This is a genomic window from Rathayibacter sp. Leaf185, assembly GCF_001423885.1.
GTDB lineage: Bacteria > Actinomycetota > Actinomycetes > Actinomycetales > Microbacteriaceae > Rathayibacter.
Genome location: NZ_LMPP01000002.1, coordinates 1,059,598 through 1,080,438, shown reverse-complemented (window position 1 = coordinate 1,080,438; position 20,841 = coordinate 1,059,598). Strand labels below are relative to the sequence as shown.

Genomic DNA, 20,841 nt, shown 5'->3' with positions numbered 1-20,841 from the left:
ATATTATTTGGCATTGAACATAGTGCACGCTGTTGAGTTCTCAAGAATCGGACACACCCCGCCTCCACGCCCAAAGAAAGCGCTTCACAACGAGAGTGATCGAAGTCTACCGAGAGCCGAAGCTCTCGATTTGATTATGGCTGCCATTCGGGTTACGCTTGTCAGAACCGAAGTCCTGCGCGCTGCCGTGGCAACTTGTATAACTTAGCACATCCGCAGACCGTGTCAAGTCGGCGTCTTCGTGATGCTCGGCGCCGTGATCCGGGGATCTGAACGCCGCATCGTGCGGAGCAAGAGCGGTGAAGCTCTGTCTGTCGCACCGAAGACCGGACCAGCAGGTCCAGCGGAGGCTTTACATCGTACGCTCACGATCCGCTCCCATCAAGAGACGAATCTCTAACAGGGCCGTGGAGTGAGGGGATGGTCCCCGCTTGAGGTGGGCCAGCGGGTCTCGACGCTCTGCGTCCGACTCTCGCTCGCCGCTCCTTTGGGGTGACGAGGAGTTACATTACGTCGATGTTTCGCGGGCCTGCAAATCGCTTGCGATCCGGGCGTGTCGCCCGGCGGCCCCCGCCGGCTAGCGGACGAAGGCTCCTGCGAAGTTCTTCTTCCCGCGGCGGAGCACCGCGATGCCGTCGATCAGAGCGAGCTCGCCCACGGCGAGCGACTCCTCGGTGACCACGTCGTTGTTCACCGACAGTCCGCCCTGCGCCATCGCTCGGCGCGCCTCCCCCAGGCTCGCGACGAGTCGCGTCTCGAGGAACGCCTGCAGCACCGGCGTGCTCGCATCGAGCTCCGCTGTCGGGACCGCCTCGAGTGCTCCGCGGAGGATCACCGGATCGATGCCCGCCAGCGAGCCCCGGCCGAACAGTGCCGCCGACGCATCGACGACGGCCTGCGTCACCGCCTCTCCGTGGACGAGCGAGGTCACCTCCCACGCGAGCGCGCGCTGCGCCTCGCGCTTGAACGGCGCATCCAGACCCGCCCGCTCGAGCCGCTCGATCTCGGCTCGCGTCAGGAACGTGAAGGTCTTGAGACGGTCGACCGCGTCCCGATCGTCCGTGTTGAGCCAGAACTGGTAGAAGGCGTACGGGCTGGTCAGCTCCGGGTCGAGCCAGACGGCGTTGCCCTCGCTCTTGCCGAACTTCGTCCCGTCGCTGTTCATCACCAGGGGCGTGCCGATCGCGTGGACCGACGCTCCCTCGGCGCGGTGGATCAGGTCCGTCCCGCTGGTGAGGTTGCCCCACTGGTCGCTGCCACCCGTCTGCAGGACGCAGCCGTACTGGCGGTAGAGCTCGAGGAAGTCCATCCCCTGCAGGATCTGGTAGCTGAACTCGGTGTAGCTGATCCCCGCATCCGAGTTGAGGCGCGCGCTCACCGCGTCCTTCTTGAGCATCGTGCCGACCCGGAAGTGCTTGCCGATCTCACGCAGGAAGTCGATCGCCGAGAGCGGCGCCGTCCAGTCGAGGTTGTTGACCAGCCGCATCGGGTTCTCGCCGTCGACGGCCAGGAAGCGCGACACCTGCGCCTGCAGGCGGGCCACCCAGTCGAGCACCGTCTCACGCGAGTTCAGCGTGCGCTCGGCGGTGGGCCGGGGATCGCCGATCAGCCCGGTCGATCCGCCGACGAGACCCAGGGGACGGTGGCCGGCGAGCTGCAGGCGGCGCATCACGATGAGCTGCACGAGGTTGCCGAGGTGCAGGCTGGGGGCCGTGGGATCGAACCCGCAGTAGTAGGTGATCGGCTCCCCCGCGAGCAGCGTGCGCAGCGCATCGCGATCGGTCGAGACGTGGACGGATCCGCGCCACACCAGCTCGTCCCAGACGGTGTCGAAGGACGCGTCCAGGGCGGGAGGCGTCGAGGATCCTCGGGTCTGCTCGTCGGTCACCCTCCGAGAGTAGCGCGGTGAGACGCCCTTGATACCGGCTATTGAAGCTCCAAGGCTTGATCTAGCAAGATCAAGTTCACATACTTGATCGAGGAGGTGCAGGATGTTCGTCATCACCGCCGATCAGCGGGACAGCCGTCACGACGACGACAGAGTCGACCGCGCCATCGCCGAGCTTCTCGACTCGCGGGGCGCCGACTTCGTCCTCCCTCCCGAGCGGACGGCGGGGGACGAGTTCCAGTGCGTCCTCCACCGGGCGGACGCCGCCGTCGAGGTCGTCCTCCTCCTGCACCGCGAAGCGCACTGGAGCATCGGGCTCGGCATCGGGCCGATCGAGCGACCGCTGCCGAGCACCACGCGAGCGGCCCGCGGTGAGGCCTACTTCGCTGCGCGCCGCGCGGTCGAGGCTGCGAAGACACGACCGAGCAGATTCTCGCTCGACCCCGACTCCCCCGTCGCGCCCTTCCCCTCCGTCATCGACGCCCAGGCACTGCTCGACCCGCTCCTCCATCTGCGCGATTCGCGCACCGCCGCCGGCTGGGAGATCGTCGACCTCCTCGACTCGGGACGATCGCAGAAGGAGGCCGCCGCGCATCTCGCGATCAGCCCGCAGGCCGTGAGCCTGCGGGTGCGCGCGGCCGACGCACGCCTCGACCGTCCGACCGCCGAGGCGCTCGCGCGTCTCTTGACGGTGGTCGACCGTACGCTCGACCCCACCGACGAGAGGAACGAGCGATGACGGTGCTCCCCGCTTCACTGACCGGAACCCTGGCGGACACGGTGCAGTCCGCCTCCTGGACGGGCGTCGTGCTCGTCCTCCTCGCCGGAGTCGTCGGTGCTGTGCTCGCCGTCCGGCTGCACCGTCCCCACCTCGCCTGGATCAGCGTCGGCGCGACCGCTGCCGCCTTCCTGCTCACCGGTCTCGGCGGTACCGACGCTCCCCCGGTGCTGGTGCTCACCGTCGCGGTGCTCGCCTTCGCGATCGCGGTGGTCGGCGGCGGGCCCGTGGTGCTGATGACGCTCGATCTCGCGACGACCGACTCCCGGAGCGGCGCGCACGGCGGCATCATGATCGCCGGACCGCCCGCGCGCCCCTCCTCCGCGCCCGGCGCACCCACCGCGATCGGTCAGCCGATCGAAGTGCTGCGCGGCGGCACCACGATCGGACTGCTCGAGCGCATCGCGACCGCGGGCGCACTGATGAGCGGGCTTCCCGAGGGCGTCGCGGTCGTCGTGGCGGTCAAGGGCGTCGGCCGATTCAGCGAGCTGGCGTCCCCCGAGGCGCGCGAGCGCTTCATCATCGGGACGCTGGCGAGCCTCGCCTGGTCGGCCGCGCTCGGGACGCTCGCCCGGCTCTACCTCGCCTGAACGCGGCGCGGCACCGCTCGACGGTAGGGCGAGACGGTGGGCTCGCCCTCGAGGAGGAAGCGCCACGGGTACTCGGCTCCGCCACCCGCACCCGAGACACCCGTGCGCTGCGTGGCGAGGACTGCGCCGCGGTGCTCAGGGGGCAGCAGCTCGAAGCTGCGCTCCATCGGGTCGCCCGACTCGACGAGCAGGACGCCGAGCGCCTTCGCGAGCCGCGCCGGGCCTCTGGCGAGATCGCGGGTCGGGACGTCGCCGCGGCGCACTCGGGCGAGCTCCTCGCCGATGACGATCTCGCCCGCTCGCAGGAGCACGGCCGAGGCGTCCCCCTCCGGCGCGCACACGAGGTTGAGGCAGGTGTGCATGCCGTAGGTGAAGTACGCGTAGACCGTGCCGGGCGGCCCGAACATCGGCAGCGTGCGCGGGGTCGGCCCGCGGAAGCTGTGCGAGCCCGGATCCGCACCCGGGCCGAGGTACGCCTCGACCTCGGTGAGGCGCACCCCCACCACGCCCTCCTCCGTGCGATGGAGCAGAGTGCAGCCGAGCAGATCGGGGGCGACCTCGAGGGCAGATCTCGACAGGTCCGGCAGCCTCGGAGGCGGCAGCGTCACGCCGCCACGCTAGAAGAACCGCTGCCCGGAGCCGACGGTGACGATGATCACAGCGAGGATCACGACGGCGGCGACGATGACGAGCGTCCGGTGCTGCCACGGTCGCAGCGGCGGGCGCCCCTCGTCCTGTCCGTCGTCCTTGCTGAGCGTCACGAGCCCTCCCCCCGGAGCGCCGACCGGACGATCCGCACGCGCTCGGTGAGCTGCGCGAGCTGCTCCGCCACGCGCGCCGGCGCCGTACCGCCGACTCCGTCGCGACTGGCCACCGAGCCCTCGATGCTGAGCACCGAGCGGACGTCCGGCGTCAGCAGCGGCGACACGGAGGCGAGCGCCTCGTCGTCGAGCTCGTCGAGGCCCAGTCCGCGCGACTCCGCCGACTTGACCAGCTCTCCCGTGATCTCGTGCGCGTCGCGGAAGGGCACGTGCTTCTTCACGAGCCACTCCGCCACGTCCGTCGCGAGCGAGAAGCCCTGCGGAGCCAGCTCCGCCATCCGCTCGGTGTGGAAGGTGAGGGTGGCGATCATGCCGCTGAACGCGGGCAGGAGCACCTCGAGGGTGGTGACCGAGTCGAAGACCGGCTCCTTGTCCTCCTGCAGATCGCGGTTGTAGGCGAGCGGGAGCGCCTTGAGCGTCGCGAGCAGCCCGGTGAGGTTGCCCAGGAGCCGTCCCGCTTTGCCGCGCGCGAGCTCGGCGATGTCGGGGTTCTTCTTCTGCGGCATGATCGACGATCCGGTGGAGTAGCCGTCGTCGAGCGTGACGAAGCCGAACTCCCGGGTGTTCCAGAGGATGATCTCCTCGGCGATCCGCGAGACGTCGATGCCGATCATCGCCGCGACGAACGCGAACTCGGCCACCAGGTCGCGGCTCGCCGTGCCGTCGATCGAGTTCGGAACGCTGGACGCGAAGCCGAGCTCGCGGGCGACCGACTCGGCGTCGAGACCGAGGGTCGAGCCGGCGAGGGCGCCGGATCCGTAGGGCGAGACGTCGGCGCGCACCGCCCAGTCGCGGAGGCGCTCGAGGTCGCGCAGCAGTGCCCACGCGTGGGCGAGCAGGTGGTGGGCGAGCAGCACCGGCTGCGCGTGCTGCAGGTGCGTGCGACCGGGCATGATCGCGGTGGGGTGCGCCGAGGCCTGAGCGGCGATGGCGTCGACGAGCTGCACGACCAGCTCCGCGATCACGGCGGCGTGGTCGCGGAGGTACATCCGCACGAAGGTCGCGATCTGGTCGTTGCGCGAGCGGCCGGCCCGCAGCTTGCCGCCGAGCTCGGGCCCGGCCTCGATCATCAGTCCGCGCTCGAGCGCGCCGTGCACGTCCTCATCGGACTCCTCGGCTCGGAAGCTCCCGTCGACGACGGCGGTGCGGAGGCGCTCGAGCGCGTCGAGCATCCCCGTCAGCTCGGCCTCATCGAGGTAGCCGGCCGCCGAGAGCGCACGGGCGTGGGCCCTCGAGCCGGCGATGTCGTACTCGGCGAGCTGCCAGTCGAAGTGGGTCGACTTCGAGAGCGCCGCCAGCTCGGGCGACGGGCCGCCGGCGAACCGGCCGCCCCAGAGCGCGCCGGCCTCGCCCGCGCGGGCGGTGGGTCGTTCCGTCATGGTTCTCCTCGGTGTCTGCGGCCTCGGTGCACGAGGCCGCGGGTCGTCGTGGGGTCCGGCGTCCTAGAGAGCTGGTCCGGCGTCGCCGGCCCGCTCCAGGAGCCAGACCAGCAGGGCCTTCTGCGCGTGCAGGCGGTTCTCCGCCTCGTCCCAGATCACGCTCTGCGGGCCGTCGATCACCTCGGCTGTCACCTCGTAGCCGCGATCGGCCGGCAGGCAGTGCAGGAAGAGGGCGTCGGGCTCGGCCGCGGCCATCGTCGCCGCGTCCACGCGGTACGCCCCGAACGTCGCGACGCGCGCGGCCTTCTCCTCCTCCTTGCCCATCGACACCCAGGTGTCGGTGATCACGATGTCGGAGCCGGCGGCGCCCGCCGCGGGGTCGGTCGTCGTCGTGGCAGAGCCACCGGTGGTACCGGCGATGCGCTGGGCATCCGCCAGCACGGTCGGATCGGGCGCGTAGGAGTCGGGCGACACGATGCGGACGTGCATGCCCGCCGTCGCTCCCGCCAGCAGGTACGAGTGCGCCATGTTGCTCGCGCCGTCGCCGAAGAAGGTCAGCGTCAGGCCGGCGAGCCGACCGCGGTGCTCGCGGATCGTGAGCAGATCCGCGAGCAGCTGGCACGGGTGGAACTCGTCCGAGAGCGCGTTGACGACCGGGACGCGGGTCCCCTCCGCCATCTGCTCGAGACCGGACTGCGCGTACGTGCGCCAGACGATCGCCGCGACCTGGCGCTCGAGCACGCGCGCGGTGTCGGAGGCGGTCTCCTTGCCGCCGAGCTGGCTGCTCGCCGTCGAGATGATCAGCGGGCTGCCGCCGAGATCGGCGATGCCGACCGCGAACGACACGCGGGTGCGGGTGGAGGACTTGTCGAAGATCACCGCGACGGTCTGCGGACCCGCGAGCGGCGTCCGCGAGAAGCGGTCGCGCTTGAGCTCGAGAGCGAGATCGAGGATCTCGGCCTGCTCGGCGGGGCTGATGTCGTCGTCACGGAGGAAGTGGCGGGTCACGGGTGCTGGTCGCTTTCGATCGGGGTCGGTCGGGTCAGATGCTCAGTGCGCCGAGCGCGCGGGCGAGGCGCTCGGCGAACTCGTCGACCTCGTCGGACGAGACGATGAGCGGTGGAGCGAGGCGGATGCTCGAGTCGTTCGCCGCGTTGACGATGAGACCCTCCTCGAGGGCCGCTGCCGCGAGGGCGCCCGCGACCGGCTCGGTGAGGGCGAGACCCAGGAGGAGCCCGGCACCGCGGACGGAGTCGATCAGGGGCGAGCCGATGGCGAGGACGGCGCGCGTGATCTGCTCACCGCGCTCGCGGGCGTTGCGGAGGAGGTCCGCCCGCTCGATCTCGCCGAGGACCGCTCCGGCGACCGCGGTCGCCAGCGGGTTGCCGCCGAAGGTGCTGCCGTGCTGACCCCTGCGGAACAGCGCGGACGCACCGCCGAAGGTCACCAGCGCGCCGATCGGGAACCCGCCGCCGAGGCCCTTGGCCACGGTCACCGCGTCGGGGACGATGCCGGAGCGCTGATAGGCGAACCAGCTCCCGGTGCGGCCCACGCCCGTCTGGATCTCGTCGACGATCAGGAGCGCGCCGTGCTCGCTCGTCAGCTGACGAGCCCGCTCGAGGAAGCCGTCGGGCAGCGGGATGACGCCGGCCTCACCCTGGATCGGCTCGACCACCAGCGCTGCGACGGAGTCGTCGAGCGCCGCCTCGAGCGCGCCGAGCGTCGCGTCGATGTGCTCGACTCCGCCGGGCATCGGCTCGAAGGGCGCCCGCATCGCGGCCTTGCCGGTGAGGGCGAGCGCGCCCATCGTGCGGCCGTGGAACGCGTTGTGGAGCGCGAGGACGCGGTGGCGACCGCCTCCGGAGTTGAGGCGCGCCAGCTTGAACGCGGCCTCGTTGGCCTCGGTACCCGAGTTCGCGAAGTAGACGCGGCCCTCGTCGCCGGCACCGGTCAGCCTCCGCAGGGTCTCGGCGAGCTCGATCTGGGGCGCCGTCGCGAAGTAGTTGGAGACGTGCGCGAGGGCGCCGGCCTGACGGGTGACGGCCTCGACGAAGACGGGGTGGGCGTGACCGAGCGAGTTGACGGCGATGCCGCCGAGGAAGTCGAGGTATTCGCGCCCGTCGACGTCCCAGACCCTGCAGCCGAGACCGCGGTCGAGGACGGCGAGCGGTGGAGCGAAGGTCTGCATCATCGCCGAGGCGTAGCGATCGCGGGCCGTGTCGGTCCTGGTCGTCCCGGTGGTCGTGTCGGTGGTCATCTGTCGAGCCTTTCGATCGGAGCGGTCCGGCCTCGTGGGCCGTCGGTGCGCTCACCCGTGTCGGGGGACGCTCGGAGCCGGGGCCGCTGCGGATCAGCGGCCCGACATTCGCTCCCGGCTCTCGCTCGCCACGACCTCGGTGCCGACGCCCTCCGAGGTGAAGACCTCGAGCAGCATCGAGTGCGGCACGCGGCCGTCGATGATCGCGGCCTTGGGCACGCCGCCGAGCACTGCGTCGAGGCAGGCGGTCATCTTGGGGATCATCCCCGACTCGAGCGAGGGCAGCAGGGCCGCCAGCTCGTCGGAGGAGAGGTGCGAGACGAGGGAGTCGCGGTTCGGCCAGTCGGAGTAGAGGCCCGCTACATCGGTGAGGATGACGAGCTTCTCGGCGCCGACCGCCACCGCGAGCGCCGCAGCCGCCGCATCTGCGTTGACGTTCAGCGACTGCGTCGGGTCGTCGGAGTCGGGCGCGATCGAGGACACGACGGGGATCCGGCCCGCGTCGAGCTGAGCGAGGACCGCCGCCGGGTCGACGGCGACGACATCGCCCACCAGACCGAGATCGTGCTCGACTCCGTCGAGGACGACCCCGCGCCGACGACCGACGAAGAGCCCCGCGTCCTCGCCCGAGATCCCTGCGGCGAGCGGGCCGTGCTCGTTGATCCTGCGCACGATGTCGCGGCTGATGCTGCCCGTGAGCACCATGCGCACGACCTCCATCGCCTCCGGGCTCGTGACGCGGTAGCCGCCGCGGAACTCGCTCCCGATGCCCAGACGCTCGAGCATCTTCGAGATCTGCGGGCCGCCGCCGTGCACGACGACCGGCCGGATGCCCGCGTAGTGCAGGTAGACGATGTCCTGCGCGAAGGCGCGCTGGAGCTCCTCCGAGACCATGGCGTTGCCGCCGAACTTGATCACCATCGTGCGGCCGTGGAAGCGCTGCAGCCAGGGCAGCGACTCGATCAGCGTGCCCGCCTTGGCGGCCGCGGCGTCGCGCAGCGCCAGGCTCTCGGATTCGGTGCGGGTCTCGTCGCTCATCGGTCGCTCAGCTCGCGTAGGCGGAGTTCTCGTGCACGTAGTCGTGCGTGAGGTCGTTGGTCCAGATGGTCGCGGTCGCGGTACCCGCGTGCAGGTCGATGTCGACGGCCACCTTACGCGGGGCGAGGTCGACCAGGTCGCGGCTCTCGAACGGCTCGCCGGCCCGGCAGACCCGGACGCCGTTCATCGCGACGTCGATGCCGTAGGGGTCGAACGCGGCGTCGGTGGTGCCGACCGCAGCGAGCACCCGGCCCCAGTTGGGGTCGTTGCCGAAGATGGCGGCCTTGAAGAGGTTGCTCCGCGAGACGGCGCGCGCGACGACGACCGCCTCGTCCTCGGAAGCGGCGTTCACGACGCGGATGGCGACGTCGTGCGCGGCGCCCTCGGCGTCGGCCTGCAGCTGCAGAGTCAGATCACGGCAGACCTCGGTCAGCGCGGCGGTGAACGCGGCCGCGTCGGGCGCCACTCCGCTCGCGCCGCTCGCGAGGAGGGCGACGGTGTCGTTCGTCGACATGCAGCCGTCGGAGTCGAGGCGGTCGAAGGTCACCCGGGTCGAGGCGCGGAGAGCCGCATCGAGATCGGCGGAGTCGAGCGCGGCGTCGGTGGTGATGACGACGAGCATCGTCGCGAGCCCGGGGGCGAGCATCCCCGCGCCCTTGGCCATCCCGCCGATGCTCCAGCCCTGCTCGGAGCGGACGGTCGCCTGCTTGGGGACGGTGTCGGTCGTCATGATCGCGCGCGCCGCGGCCTCGCCGTCGTCGACGCCGGTGGCCCCGGAGAGCGACGCCGCCGCCTCCGTCACCCCGCTCGTGATCTTCCCGAGGTCGAGCTGATCGCCGATCAGCCCGGTCGAGCAGACGAGGACGTCGCCGGCCGAGACGCCGAGCGCCTCGCCCACCGACTCCGCAGTGCTGTGGGTGACCTGGAAGCCCTGAGCGCCGGTGTAGCAGTTGGCGCCCCCGGAGTTGAGGACGATCGCGGAGACGGTGCCGTCCCTCATGACCTGCTCGCTCCAGAGGACCGGGTTCGCCTTGCAGCGGTTGCTCGTGAAGACGGCGGCCGCGTTCTGCAAGGGCCCGACGTTGCGGATGAGAGCGACGTCGCGCGCCCCGGTCGACTTGAGGCCTGCAACGACTCCCGCCGCCTCGAATCCTGCTGCTGCAGTGACGCTCACGGCGCGACTCCGTTCACGCTGAGGCCCAGGGACTCGGGGAGGCCCAGGGCGATGTTGGTCGACTGGATCGCGGCGCCTGCGGTGCCCTTGACGAGGTTGTCGATCGCGGTCACGGCGACCACGCGCCGAGCGCGCTCGTCGACGGCCAGGCCGATCAGAGCGGTGTTGGCGCCGACCACGTCCGCCGTCCGAGGGAAGGACCCCTCGGGGAGCAGCTGGACGAAGGTCTCGTCGCCGTAGGCCGTCTCCCACGCCGCCCGCACGTCGCCCGCGGACACACCGGGCGCGAGACGCGCCGTCGAGGTCGCGAGGATGCCGCGGGACATCGGCACGAGGACCGGGGTGAACGAGATGGAGACCGGTCCGGCTCCCGCGAGCACCAGGTTCTGCCGGATCTCGGGATTGTGGCGGTGCCCGCCACCGACTCCGTAGGCATGCGCCGAGCCGAGCAGCTCGCTGGCGAGCAGGTCGGTGCGAAGGCTCTTGCCCGCACCCGACGGACCGACAGCCAGCACCGACACCAGATCGCCCGGCTCGATGACGCCGGCGTGCAGCCCCGGTGCGAGGCCGAGGGTGATCGCGGTCACGTTGCAGCCGGGGACCGCGATGCGCCGCACGCCCGCGAGCACCTCGCGCTGCTTGCGTCCGCCGCCGGCGAGCAGGAGCTCGGGCAGCCCGTACGGCCAAGCGCCAGCGAACTCGCCGCCGTAGTAGTCGGCCCAGTTCCGCGCGTCGGTCAGCCGGTGGTCGGCGCCGCAGTCGACGACGAGCACGTCGTCGGGCAGAGTCGCGGTGATCTCCCCCGATCTGCCGTGCGGCAGAGCGAGGAAGACGACGTCGTGCCCGACGAGGTTCTCGGTCGTGGTGTCGACCAGCACCAGATCGCGGAGCGAGCGCAGGTGCGGATGCACCGCGACGAGCGGCTGACCGGCGTTGGCGTGCGCCGTCACCGTGCGCACCTCGAATTCGGGGTGATCGGCCAGCAGGCGCAGGAGCTCGCCGCCCGCGTACCCGCTCGCCCCGGCCACCGCCACGGAAAAAGTCATGCCCGAGAGCCTAGTCCGTGCGGGGGCGCGGCCCGGTCAGGAGTCACTCCCTCAGCTGGGCGCCGAACCGCGCGGCGGCGACGGCGACGCCGCTCTCCTTCGCGGCCGTCGCCTCGGCCGCTGTCAGCGTCCGGTCGGCGGCGCGGAAGCGCAGGGCGAAGGTGAGCGACTTGGTGCCCTCGGCGAGCCCGGTGCCGCGGTAGTCGTCGACGAGGCGGATCGCCTCGAGCAGCTCACCGGCCCCCTCGGAGACGGCCTCGGCGACGGATCCGGCTGGTACCTCGACCGGCACGACCAGCGAGAGGTCCTGCGTCGCCGCGGGGAGGGCGCCGACGGGGCGGGCGACGACCACGCGTCCGGCGCGCGCGATGACCGGGTCGAGGTCGAGCTCGACCACCGCGACACGGCGCGGCAGGTCGAGCTCGTCGGCGAGCGACGGGAGCAGCTCGCCGGCGTGACCGATGACCGCTCCGTCGAGCACGATCTCCGCGGTGCGTCCGGGGTGCAGCGCGGCGTGCGCTCCCTGGCGGACGACCAGTTCGACTCCGGCGGCGGTCGACACCTCGCGGACCACGTCGAGCGCGTCGCGCCAGTCGAAATCGCGAGCGGCCACGCCGGGCTGACGCTCGACCGCGGCACCGGTGAGCAGCGCCGCGAGGTGGAGGGGCTGTGCCGGGATGCCGGCGTTCAGCTCGGCCTCCACCTCGGCGGAGGGTCGAACGGCTCCCTTCGGCAGCGCGCCGGACCCGAAGGGCCGGCCGGCCACGGGGACGAACACGGACCCGAGCTCGTAGAGCGCGAGGTCGGTGAGCCCGCGGGAGCGGTTGCGGGCGGCGATCTGCACGAGACCCGGCAGCAGAGAGAGGCGCAGCTGCGCCGCAGTGGCGTCGAGCGGATTCGCGAGGGTGATCTGCTCGCGGGGCTCGCCGTCGACCGACCCGAAACGGTCGTTGATCGCCCGCGAGAGGAACGGGTACGACAGCACCTCGGTCAGTCCGCTCGCGGCGAGGCTCTGCGCGACCGTCCTCCGGAGGCGCTGACCGGTGGTGAGACCGCGGCCAGGAGGCGCGACGGGCAGCACCGAGGGGATGCGGTCGTACCCGGTGATCCGGGCGACCTCCTCGGCGAGGGTCGACTTGTCGGTGAGATCGGGGCGCCAGCTCGGCGGAGTGACCATCAGGCCTGCGCCGCCGGTCTCGACCGAGGCGCCGATCTCGACGAGGGAGCCGCGGATCTCCTCCGGCGTGTACTCGACGCCGACCAGACCCGAGACGTAGCCGTCGGGCAGCTCGATGACGGCCGCCTCCCGGGGATCGACGAGAGCCGACCCGAGCTCGTCGGCGGTGCCGCCCGCGAGCTCGACCAGCAGCTGGACCGCGCGGGCCGCAGCGACCGCGGCGACGAGCGGATCGACTCCGCGCTCGAAGCGCTTGGACGCCTCGCTCGGCAGCTTGTGTCGGCGCGCGGTCCGGGCGATCGACACCGGATCGAAGTTCGCGGCCTCCAGGAGGACGTCGGTGGTCGCGGCTCCGATCTCTGTGCGTGCGCCGCCCATCACGCCGGCGAGGCCGACGGCTCCGCCCGCGTCCGCGATGACGAGGTCCTCGGGGTGGAGCCGCCTGGTCTGCCCGTCGAGGGTCTCGAGGGTCTCCCCCGGCTCGGCGCGGCGCACGACGATGCCGCCCTGGAGGGCGTCGAGGTCGTAGCCGTGCAGCGGCTGCCCGAGCTCGAACATGACGTAGTTGGTGATGTCGACGATCAGCGAGATCGAGCGGACGCCCGCCAGCCGCAGGCGCGCGACCATCCACGGCGGCGTCGGGCGGCTCGCGTCGACTCCGCGCACGACGCGGGTGACGAAGACGGAGGCGCCGTCGCGGCCCCGGATCGGTGCGTCGTCCTCGAGCGAGACCGGGAAGACCTCGGCCGAGTCGGCGCGCTCCGGGACGGCGACCGCCAGAGCGGGATCGCGGAAGGAGGCGCCGGTCGCGTGTGCGTACTCGCGGGCGATGCCGCGGATCGAGAAGGCGTAGCCGCGGTCGGGAGTGACGTTCACCTCGACGGCCGCGTCATCGAGCCCGAGCAGGGCGATCGCGTCGGCACCCGCCTCCGGATCGACGCCGAGGCTCGCCAGGCGGAGGATGCCGTCGTGGTCGTCGCCGAGCCCGAGCTCGCGACTGGAGGCGATCATGCCGTCGGAGACGTGACCGTAGGTCTTCCGCGCCGAGATCGGGAAGGGACCGGGGAGGACCGCGCCGGGCAGCGAGACGACGACCTTGTCTCCGGCGGCGAAGTTGTGGGCGCCGCAGACGATTCCGCGGACGTCAGCGCCGCCGTCGGCCGCGAGCGAGCCCTCGGGAGCGACACGGACCGTGCACCAGTTGATCGTCTTGCCGTTCTTCTGCGGCTCGGGCACGAGGTCGAGGACCTCACCCACCACGACGGGGCCGGTGACCTCGAAGCGGTGGACGTCCTCCTCCTCGAGGCCGACGGAGACGAGTGCGGCGTGCACGGCCTCGGTCGAGACGCCCTGCTCGAGGTCGACGTACTCGCCCAGCCAGCTCAGCGGGATGCGCATCAGATCACCATCCCGTACTGCTTGCTGAAGCGGACATCGCCCTCGACCATGTCGCGCATGTCCTTCACGTCGTTGCGGAACATCAGGGTCCGCTCGATCCCCATCCCGAAGGCGAAGCCGGAGAACTCCTCCGGGTCGATCCCGGCCGCGCGCAGCACGTTCGGGTTGACCATGCCGCAGCCGCCCCACTCGATCCAGCGTGCGCCGCCGACGAAGGTGGGGTGCCAGATGTCGAGCTCGGCGCTCGGCTCGGTGAAGGGGAAGTAGTTGGGGCGGAGGCGGATCTTCGCCTCGTCGCCGAACATGATCCGGGCGACGTGCTCGAGAGTGCCGCGCAGGTGCGCCATCGTCAGGCCGCGGTCGACGGCGAGACCCTCGAACTGCGTGAAGACGGGGGTGTGCGTGGCGTCGAGCTCGTCGGTGCGGTAGACGCGTCCGGGCGCGATCACGTAGACCGGAGGCGTGCGCTCGAGCATCGAGCGGATCTGCACCGGACTCGTGTGCGTGCGCAGCACGAGGTGCGAGTCGACAGGGTCGACGAAGAAGGTGTCCTGCATCGCGCGGGCCGGGTGGTCCTCGTCGAAGTTCAGGGCGTCGAAGTTGAACCACTCGTTCTCGAGCTCCGGCCCCTCGGCGATCTCCCAGCCCATGCCGACGAACACGTCGGCGATCGACTCCTGCAGGAGCGAGAGCGGGTGGCGTGCACCCTGGCGGACGAACGAGGCACCCGCGGTGACGTCGACGCGCTCGGCGTCGAGTGCTGCCGTCTCCTCCGCCTCGACGATCTCGGCCTCGCGGGCGGCGTAGGCGTCGCCGACCTGCTTGCGGGCGCCACCGATGAGCTTGCCGGAGGCGGCCTTGAACTCGGGCGGGACGGAGCGCATCTGCGCGTTGAGCCGGGCGAGGGCGGAGCCCTCGCCGAGGTGCGCGGAGCGGGCCGCTTTCAGGGCCGCGGAGTCGCCGGCCGCGCTGATCGCGGTGAGCGCCTCGGTGACCGCGGCCGAGGCGGCCTCGTCGGTGATCGGGTTGCTGTCAGACACGATCAGTGAGTCTAGATCGTCTCCATCGCCCGAGGGCGACGGCGACCTCCGTCAACGCTCAGGGGTGGTGCGTCCCGAGAACGTGAATCCTCCGGTCCGGCTCGCGAGATGCCACTTCGGTACGCGACACGCCGTTGCCGGCGTACTCAAGAGGCATCTCGCGGAGGGGGTCGGAGACGATCGGACTCAGTCCTGGGCGGCTATCAGTGCGGTGTTCGTCGTGGCGCGAGCGGCCGGGTGGCCCGTTCCTCCGCGGCCCATGCTCTTGGTGCGGACCTCGATCCACTTGGCGAGACCCGAGAGCAGGAGGCAGATGCTGATGTAGATCGCGCCGATGACGATGGCGGCCGGGATGATCGGGCTGTCCAGGCTCGACTGGTTGCCGAGGTACTTCGCGTAGTAGAGCAGCTCGTTGTAGGTGATGATCGAGCCGAGCGCCGTGTCCTTGAGGGCGACGACGAGCTGGGCGATGATCACGGGCAGCATCGTTCGGATGGCCTGCGGGAACAGGATGAGGCGCATCACGCCGGCCTTCCGCAGGCCGATCGCGTAGCCCGCCTCCTTCTGACCTCTCGGGAGGGCCTCGATGCCGGCCCGGAAGATCTCGGAGAAGACGGAGCCGTTGTAGAGCGTGAGCGCGATGACGACGGCGAGGTACGGGGTGAGCTTGAGACCGATGAACGGCAGACCGTAGTACATCAGCATCATCAGGATCAGGACGGGGATCGCCCGGAAGAGCTCGATGAAGGTCGTGACCGGCAGGCTGATCCAGCGACGGTCGGAGAGCCGGCCGACCGCGAGGACCAACCCGAGGACGAGGCTCGCGACTCCGGCGGCGGCGAACGCGCCGAGAGTCTGCCCGAGCGCCGCCCCGATGCTCTGCCAGACGAGCGGGTACCGGAACGCCCGCCACTTCTCGGCCGAGAACTGCCCCGACTCGGCGAAGCGCCAGAGGATGAAGGCGAAGACCGCTACGACGAGCAGGATCACCAGGCCGCCGAGGATGCGATTGCGGACCCTCGCGCGGGGACCGGGGTTGTCGAAGAGGACGGAGCTCATCGGGCGACCCTCCACTTCTTCTCGAGCTGACGTTGGATGACCGAGAGGACCGAGACCAGCACCACGAAGACGAGGGCGACCCAGAGCAGGACGACCAGGCTGTTCTCGCCTCGCTCGTTCAGCTCGCGGACGATCGTCCCGGCCTCGGCGACGGAGAAGCCGGCGGCGACCGTCGTGTTCTTGAGCAGAGCGATCAAGACGCTCATCAGCGGGGGGATCACGGAGCGGAAGGCCTGCGGAAGCACCACCTGCGTCATGGTGAGCCCGAAGTCGAGCCCGATCGCGCGGGCGGCCTCCGCCTGCCCGATCGGGACGGTGTTGATGCCCGAGCGCAGCACCTCGGCGACGTAGGTCGCCGTGTAGAGGCTGAGCGCGCAGATGGCGAGGTTCGTGTAGTCGACGTCGGGCAGGTCGAGCTTGGGATAGCCGAACGCGAAGAAGAACATCAGCAGTGTGAGCGGCGTGTTCCGGACGGTGTTGACGTACACCGTGCCGACCGCGCGGGCGATCGGGACCGGGGAGACGCGCATGGCTCCCACGACCGTCCCGATGATCAGGGCGAACACGAGCGAGACGACGAACAGCAACAGTGTGTTGCCGAAGGCCGGCACGAACACGTCGAGGTTGTTCAGCAGAACATCCATGCGGCGGGCCCTTTCATCGGGAGGTGAGAGCGGACAGAGGGCCCGGGCGGCGCTTCAGGCCGCCCGGGTCGCCTCCTAGTAGGCGTCGACCGCGGGCTGCTCGACCTCGGTGCCGGACTTGCCCAGCGTCTCGTCGTAGATGGCGGTCCAGGTGTCGCCACCCTCGGTGAACATGTCGTTCACGAAGCCGCGCAGGGCGTCGTCGTCCTTCGCGAGGCCTACTCCGTAGAGCTCGGTGCTGAAGGGCTCGCCGACGACCTTGAGCTCGTCGGGGCTCTGCGCCGCGTAGCCGATCAGGATCGCGCCGTCGGTGGTGACCGCGTCGACCTGGCCGTCGTTCAGCGCATCGACGCACTGCGAGTAAGTGTCGAACTCCTCGGTCGGCACCTCGGGGTAGTTGGTGCGGATGTTCTGAATCGGGGTCGATCCGGTCGCCGAGCACACCGTGGTGTCGGCGGTGAGGTCGTCCGGACCCTCGATGGTGTCATTGTCCGCCGCGACGAGGAGTTGCTGCCCGGTCTCGAAGTAGGGTCCTGCGAAGCCGACCTGCTCCTTGCGCTTGTCGGTGATCGAGTAGGTGCCGACGTAGTAGTCGATGTCGCCGTTCACGATCGACGCCTCGCGGTTGGCCGACGGGATCGCCTGGAACTCGATCTTGTCCTCGGAGAACCCGAGCGACGCCGCGATCCACTTGGCGATCTCGATGTCGAAGCCGGAGCGCTCGTTCGTGGCGGCGTCGAGGTAGCCCAGACCGGGCTGGTCCTCCTTGACGCCGATGGTCACCTTGTCGGCGTCGGTCATCGCGTCGAAGGTGGGGCTGCCCTCGAGGGTCACGTCGGAGGCGACCTCGTAGGTCGCCGCATCGCCGGAACCGGAGTCGGTGCCTGCTCCGGAGTCGCCGGCACAGCCGGTGAGGGTGAGTGCCGCGGCGGCGAGTCCTGCGGTCATGAACATGAGCTTGGTGCGCATGATCGTCCTTCCTGGGGTTCGGCCCGCCGGAGCGGGCGATGTCCTGTCGGCCCCGAGGGTTCCGGGGGCCGACGTGTCGGATGTTCGGGCGCGGGAGCGGATCGGCTAGTGCGTGATCAGCTTCGAGAGGAAGTCCTTGGCGCGATCGGTGCGCGGGGCGGTGAAGAAGGTCTCGGGATCGGTGTCCTCGAGGATCTCGCCGTCGGCCATGAAGACGACGCGATCGGCGGCCTTGCGGGCGAAGCCCATCTCGTGCGTGACGACGATCATCGTCATGCCGTCCTTGGCGAGGCCGACCATCACGTCGAGGACCTCGTTGATCATCTCGGGATCCAGCGCCGAGGTCGGCTCGTCGAAGAGCATCACCTTAGGCTTCATCGCGAGCGCGCGGGCGATCGCCACGCGCTGCTGCTGACCGCCGGAGAGCTGGGCGGGGCTCTTGGCCGCCTGGTGCCCGACTCCGACGCGGTCGAGAAGAGCCTGCGCCTCCGCCTCCGCCGCCCTGCGCGCGAGCTTGCGGACCTTGATCGGGCCGAGCGTGACGTTCTCGAGGATCGTCTTGTGCGCGAAGAGGTTGAACGACTGGAAGACCATGCCGACGTCGGCCCGGAGTTCGGCGAGACCCTTGCCCTCCTCGGGCAGCTTCTGACCGTCGATCGAGATCGTCCCGCCCGAGATGGTCTCGAGACGGTTGATCGTCCGGCAGAGGGTCGACTTGCCGGAGCCCGACGGGCCCAGGACGACGACGACCTCGCCGCGATGGACGGTGAGGTCGATGTCCTTCAGGGCCTGGAACTCGCCGTAGTGCTTCTGCACGCCGTCGAGGACGACCAGTGGTTCACCGGCGGGCGCGGACGAGCGCTGAGGAGCTGCTTCCATGTCGTCAGAGAATCACACGCGGATGGGCCGGTCAAATCATGAGCGTTTTCTTAATCAGAGAGTAACAACCGGGCTCTTTCTCCAGCCTGTCCTCAGACAGCGCGCTCGTCCTCTCAGGAACGGAGGGCGAAGGCGCTCTCGTAGAGGCAGACGGAGGCGGCGGTCGCGAGGTTGAGCGACTCCGCGGCCCCGTAGATGGGCACGGCCACCACGGCGTCCACGAGCTCGAGCGATGCGTCCTCGAGCCCCCGCGCCTCGTTGCCGAACACCCAGGCCGTCGGCTGGGTCAGATCGCCGCGGTCGCGGATGACGAGCAGATCCTCGCCCTTCACGTCGGCTGCGACGGCGCGCAGCCCCGCCCCGCGGAGGCGCTGGAGCACGTCGGACAGCTCGGCATCGACCGCGACGGGCAGGTGGAACAGCGAGCCGGTCGTCGAGCGCACGACTTTGGGGTTGTAGAGGTCGACGGAGCGGCCGGTCAGCACGACCGCGTCGGCACCCGCGGCGTCGGCCGCGCGGATGATCGTGCCGAGATTACCCGGATCGCGGACCTCCTCGAGCACCGCGACCAGGCGCGGGCCCGAGGCCACGATGTCCTTGAGCGAGGTCGGGAACTGGCGGCAGACGCTGACGAAGCCCTGCGGAGTCACAGTGTCGGCCATCGAGTCCAGCACGTCCTCGGTGACGTACTCGATCTCGACGTCCGCCTCCTCGGCGGCGGCGACGATCTCGGGATGGCGCTCGAGCGCCGTCGGAGTGGCGAACGACTCGACGAGGAGCTCGGGACGGTACTGCAGAGCCTCCGCCATGGCCTGCGGACCCTCGAGGAGGAAGAGCCCCGTCTCCTGCCGCGCGGGGCGCCGGGTGAGCTTGGCGACGGAGCGGACGCGCGGAGAACGGGGGTTGTCGAGCATGCGGCGAGCCTATCGGCGCGGATCGCGCCGCCCCGGGCGACACGTCGCGCAGACGACGAAGGGGGCCACGACCTCGGTCGTGACCCCCTTCGGGAAGCAGTGCTGACTACGCGGCGCGGGGGGCGGAGGTGTCGGCCGGCAGGGCGTTCTTCGCGGTCGCCACGAGGGCGGCGAAGGTCGCGGGCTCGGTGATCGCGAGATCGGCGAGGATGCGGCGGTCGACCTGCACTCCGGCGAGGGCGAGGCCCTGGATGAAGCGGTTGTAGGTCAGGCCGTTCGCGCGCGACGCGGCGTTGATGCGCTGGATCCAGAGGCGGCGGAACTCGCCCTTCTTGGCGCGGCGGTCGCGGTACGAGTAGACGAGGGAGTGGGTGACCTGCTCCTTGGCCTTGCGGTACAGACGCGAACGCTGGCCGCGGTAGCCCTTCGCGCGCTCGAGGATGACGCGACGCTTCTTGTGGGCGTTGACCGCCCTCTTTACTCTTGCCATTTCTTTTTCTTCCTATCGATCCTGGTCGGTGAAGTCCTGTGCGGCCGCGGAGCGGACTACAGGCCGAGGAGCTTCTTGGCGACCTTCGCGTCCTGCGGGGCGAGGACCTGGTCCTGGTTGAGGCGGCGGGTGCGGACGCTGGACTTGGACTCCAGGTTGTGGCGCATTCCGGCCTGCTGCTTCATGAGCTTGCCGGATCCGGTGACCTTGAAGCGCTTCTTGGCACCGGAGTGCGTCTTCATCTTGGGCATGTTCTCTCCTTGTCGACGTCGCACCCGCACGCGGCGGGGCGAAGCATGTGTGCCCCGCGAGCGGGGCGCGCACCTGCCCCGAGGTCGGGGCGGTGGAGTACTAGACGGTCTCGGCCTCGACCGAGTCGTCGGAGTCCGAGTGATCGTCGGGGGTGTTGGCCTCGCGACGAGCGGCGCGGACGGCGTTCGCCTCGGCCTTGGCCTCGGACTTGTTCTTGAGGGGGCCGATGACCATCACCATGTTGCGACCGTCGATGGTCGGGGTGGACTCGACCTGACCGAACTCGGCCACGTCCTCCGCGAAGCGCTGGAGGAGGCGGACACCCATCTCGGGGCGCGACTGCTCGCGGCCCCGGAAGAGGATCATCGCCTTGACCTTGTCGCCGGCCTTCAGGAAGCCCTCGGCGCGCTTGCGCTTGGTCTCGTAGTCGTGCTTGTCGATCTTCAGACGGAAACGGACCTCTTTGAGGATCGTGTTCGCCTGGTTGCGACGGGCTTCCTTGAGCTTCTGAGCCTGCTCGTACTTGAACTTCCCGTAGTCCATGATCTTGGCGACGGGAGGCTTGGAGTTGGGAGCAACCTCGACCAGATCCAGGTCTGCATCCTGCGCGAGTCGCAGGGCGACCTCGATTTTCACGACGCCGACCTGTTCTCCGGCGGGACCTACGAGGCGGACCTCGGGGACGCGGATACGGTCGTTGGTACGGGGATCGCTGATTGCGTTTCTCCTCTGATCTCGGTGAGTTGCTGCTCTGCGGCCGGAGTGATCCGACGCATCCCGAGAGAGGTGATTCCCTTGCGCGGCGTGCGTGGAACGCACATCGCTGCACCCTACGACGCGACCTCGAGACGTGTCTCGAGGACCGCAGCCCTGCCCCCGTTGCCGGAGGCGGAGTGCTTCTGACCCGGTAACCTAGTGAAGCGGTCAAGCGCGGGTGGGAGAATCTCCACTTTCGAACCGGGGACATGCCCCGGAGCCCGGATCACCATAGCAGACTCGCGGCCGAGGCGACAGAGCAGCGGATGCAGTGCTCCGGAGACCTCGGTCG

The 20,841-nt window shown here is 70.2% G+C and carries 21 protein-coding genes; 2 read left to right on the top strand and 19 right to left on the bottom strand.

Features of this window, described 5'->3' with window-relative positions:
* Positions 1–577: 577 nt before the first annotated feature.
* Complete coding sequence (tyrS, locus tag ASG06_RS12350; RefSeq protein WP_056042398.1) at positions 578–1,888, bottom strand: tyrosine--tRNA ligase; 1,311 nt, start codon at positions 1,886–1,888, stop codon at positions 578–580.
* A gap of 103 nt (positions 1,889–1,991) precedes the next feature.
* On the opposite strand from tyrS, the gene ASG06_RS12345 reads away from it, so the two are divergent.
* A complete protein-coding gene (locus tag ASG06_RS12345; RefSeq protein WP_056042396.1) occupies positions 1,992–2,627 on the top strand; it encodes a hypothetical protein in 636 nt (211 codons plus the stop codon).
* Positions 2,624–3,256, top strand: coding sequence for a hypothetical protein (locus ASG06_RS12340; RefSeq protein ID WP_056042393.1), 633 nt, complete (start codon positions 2,624–2,626; stop codon positions 3,254–3,256). Before ASG06_RS12345 ends, ASG06_RS12340 begins: the two co-directional genes overlap by 4 nt.
* Here ASG06_RS12340 and ASG06_RS12335 read toward each other — a convergent pair.
* The 18 genes from ASG06_RS12335 to infC all read right to left on the bottom strand — a co-directional run bounded on the left by ASG06_RS12335 (position 3,244) and on the right by infC (position 20,510).
* A complete protein-coding gene (locus ASG06_RS12335) occupies positions 3,244–3,864 on the bottom strand; it encodes a DNA-3-methyladenine glycosylase (protein WP_082499172.1) in 621 nt (206 codons plus the stop codon). The genes ASG06_RS12340 and ASG06_RS12335 overlap by 13 nt on opposite strands.
* A gap of 9 nt (positions 3,865–3,873) precedes the next feature.
* Positions 3,874–4,017, bottom strand: a complete 144-nt coding sequence (locus tag ASG06_RS20000) for a hypothetical protein (RefSeq protein WP_156465960.1) — start codon at positions 4,015–4,017, stop codon at positions 3,874–3,876.
* Entirely contained in the window at positions 4,014–5,456 is a 1,443-nt protein-coding gene (argH, locus tag ASG06_RS12330; RefSeq protein ID WP_056042390.1) for an argininosuccinate lyase, read from the bottom strand. The genes ASG06_RS20000 and argH overlap by 4 nt, the downstream gene beginning before the upstream one ends.
* A gap of 63 nt (positions 5,457–5,519) precedes the next feature.
* Positions 5,520–6,464 (bottom strand): ornithine carbamoyltransferase, encoded by a 945-nt coding sequence (gene argF / locus ASG06_RS12325; protein WP_056042388.1) that lies wholly within the window; start codon positions 6,462–6,464, stop codon positions 5,520–5,522.
* A gap of 34 nt (positions 6,465–6,498) precedes the next feature.
* Positions 6,499–7,713, bottom strand: a complete 1,215-nt coding sequence (locus ASG06_RS12320; protein WP_082499171.1) for an acetylornithine transaminase — start codon at positions 7,711–7,713, stop codon at positions 6,499–6,501.
* 93 nt (positions 7,714–7,806) lie between these two features.
* Positions 7,807–8,751 (bottom strand): acetylglutamate kinase, encoded by a 945-nt coding sequence (argB, locus tag ASG06_RS12315; RefSeq protein WP_056042386.1) that lies wholly within the window; start codon positions 8,749–8,751, stop codon positions 7,807–7,809.
* Between the two features lie 7 nt (positions 8,752–8,758).
* On the bottom strand, positions 8,759–9,925 hold the full coding sequence (gene argJ, locus ASG06_RS12310) for a bifunctional glutamate N-acetyltransferase/amino-acid acetyltransferase ArgJ (protein ID WP_056042383.1): 1,167 nt from the start codon (positions 9,923–9,925) through the stop codon (positions 8,759–8,761).
* A complete protein-coding gene (argC, locus tag ASG06_RS12305; RefSeq protein WP_056042381.1) occupies positions 9,922–10,971 on the bottom strand; it encodes an N-acetyl-gamma-glutamyl-phosphate reductase in 1,050 nt (349 codons plus the stop codon). The genes argJ and argC overlap by 4 nt, the downstream gene beginning before the upstream one ends.
* Positions 10,972–11,014: 43 nt before the next feature.
* Positions 11,015–13,546: a phenylalanine--tRNA ligase subunit beta gene (pheT, locus tag ASG06_RS12300; RefSeq protein WP_056042379.1), complete on the bottom strand. Its 2,532-nt coding sequence runs from the start codon at positions 13,544–13,546 to the stop codon at positions 11,015–11,017.
* Positions 13,546–14,586 (bottom strand): phenylalanine--tRNA ligase subunit alpha, encoded by a 1,041-nt coding sequence (pheS, locus tag ASG06_RS12295; protein ID WP_056042377.1) that lies wholly within the window; start codon positions 14,584–14,586, stop codon positions 13,546–13,548. Before pheS ends, pheT begins: the two co-directional genes overlap by 1 nt.
* 186 nt (positions 14,587–14,772) lie before the next feature.
* Positions 14,773–15,645 (bottom strand): amino acid ABC transporter permease, encoded by an 873-nt coding sequence (locus ASG06_RS12290; RefSeq protein WP_056042653.1) that lies wholly within the window; start codon positions 15,643–15,645, stop codon positions 14,773–14,775.
* Entirely contained in the window at positions 15,642–16,289 is a 648-nt protein-coding gene (locus tag ASG06_RS12285) for an amino acid ABC transporter permease (protein WP_056042375.1), read from the bottom strand. The genes ASG06_RS12290 and ASG06_RS12285 overlap by 4 nt, the downstream gene beginning before the upstream one ends.
* A gap of 75 nt (positions 16,290–16,364) precedes the next feature.
* Positions 16,365–17,258: a glutamate ABC transporter substrate-binding protein gene (locus tag ASG06_RS12280; RefSeq protein WP_156465959.1), complete on the bottom strand. Its 894-nt coding sequence runs from the start codon at positions 17,256–17,258 to the stop codon at positions 16,365–16,367.
* Between the two features lie 105 nt (positions 17,259–17,363).
* On the bottom strand, positions 17,364–18,137 hold the full coding sequence (locus ASG06_RS12275; RefSeq protein ID WP_056042370.1) for an amino acid ABC transporter ATP-binding protein: 774 nt from the start codon (positions 18,135–18,137) through the stop codon (positions 17,364–17,366).
* Positions 18,138–18,250: 113 nt separating this feature from the next.
* The gene (locus ASG06_RS12270; protein WP_056042368.1) at positions 18,251–19,051 is read right to left on the bottom strand and encodes a TrmH family RNA methyltransferase; all 801 of its coding nucleotides are present in this window, start codon (positions 19,049–19,051) and stop codon (positions 18,251–18,253) included.
* 106 nt (positions 19,052–19,157) lie between these two features.
* Positions 19,158–19,541 carry a 50S ribosomal protein L20 gene (rplT, locus tag ASG06_RS12265; RefSeq protein WP_056042366.1) on the bottom strand — a complete coding sequence of 128 codons (384 nt, stop codon included), beginning with the start codon at positions 19,539–19,541 and terminating at the stop codon, positions 19,158–19,160.
* Between the two features lie 56 nt (positions 19,542–19,597).
* Entirely contained in the window at positions 19,598–19,792 is a 195-nt protein-coding gene (gene rpmI, locus ASG06_RS12260; protein WP_056042364.1) for a 50S ribosomal protein L35, read from the bottom strand.
* Positions 19,793–19,892: 100 nt separating this feature from the next.
* Positions 19,893–20,510, bottom strand: coding sequence for a translation initiation factor IF-3 (gene infC, locus ASG06_RS12255; RefSeq protein ID WP_156465973.1), 618 nt, complete (start codon positions 20,508–20,510; stop codon positions 19,893–19,895).
* Positions 20,511–20,841: the final 331 nt, after the last annotated feature.

Coding starts and splice junctions, on each gene's coding strand:
- ASG06_RS12290 (WP_056042653.1), bottom strand. CDS start 15,645: ATGAGCTCCGTCCTCTTCGACAACCCCGGTCCCCGCGCGAGGGTCCGC.
- rplT (WP_056042366.1), bottom strand. CDS start 19,541: ATGGCAAGAGTAAAGAGGGCGGTCAACGCCCACAAGAAGCGTCGCGTC.
- argB (WP_056042386.1), bottom strand. CDS start 8,751: ATGAGCGACGAGACCCGCACCGAATCCGAGAGCCTGGCGCTGCGCGAC.
- argH (WP_056042390.1), bottom strand. CDS start 5,456: ATGACGGAACGACCCACCGCCCGCGCGGGCGAGGCCGGCGCGCTCTGG.
- ASG06_RS12270 (WP_056042368.1), bottom strand. CDS start 19,051: ATGCTCGACAACCCCCGTTCTCCGCGCGTCCGCTCCGTCGCCAAGCTC.
- ASG06_RS12275 (WP_056042370.1), bottom strand. CDS start 18,137: ATGGAAGCAGCTCCTCAGCGCTCGTCCGCGCCCGCCGGTGAACCACTG.
- ASG06_RS12285 (WP_056042375.1), bottom strand. CDS start 16,289: ATGGATGTTCTGCTGAACAACCTCGACGTGTTCGTGCCGGCCTTCGGC.
- pheT (WP_056042379.1), bottom strand. CDS start 13,546: ATGCGCATCCCGCTGAGCTGGCTGGGCGAGTACGTCGACCTCGAGCAG.
- argC (WP_056042381.1), bottom strand. CDS start 10,971: ATGACTTTTTCCGTGGCGGTGGCCGGGGCGAGCGGGTACGCGGGCGGC.
- ASG06_RS12345 (WP_056042396.1), top strand. CDS start 1,992: ATGTTCGTCATCACCGCCGATCAGCGGGACAGCCGTCACGACGACGAC.
- ASG06_RS12340 (WP_056042393.1), top strand. CDS start 2,624: ATGACGGTGCTCCCCGCTTCACTGACCGGAACCCTGGCGGACACGGTG.
- ASG06_RS12320 (WP_082499171.1), bottom strand. CDS start 7,713: ATGACCACCGACACGACCACCGGGACGACCAGGACCGACACGGCCCGC.
- ASG06_RS12280 (WP_156465959.1), bottom strand. CDS start 17,258: ATGCGCACCAAGCTCATGTTCATGACCGCAGGACTCGCCGCCGCGGCA.
- rpmI (WP_056042364.1), bottom strand. CDS start 19,792: ATGCCCAAGATGAAGACGCACTCCGGTGCCAAGAAGCGCTTCAAGGTC.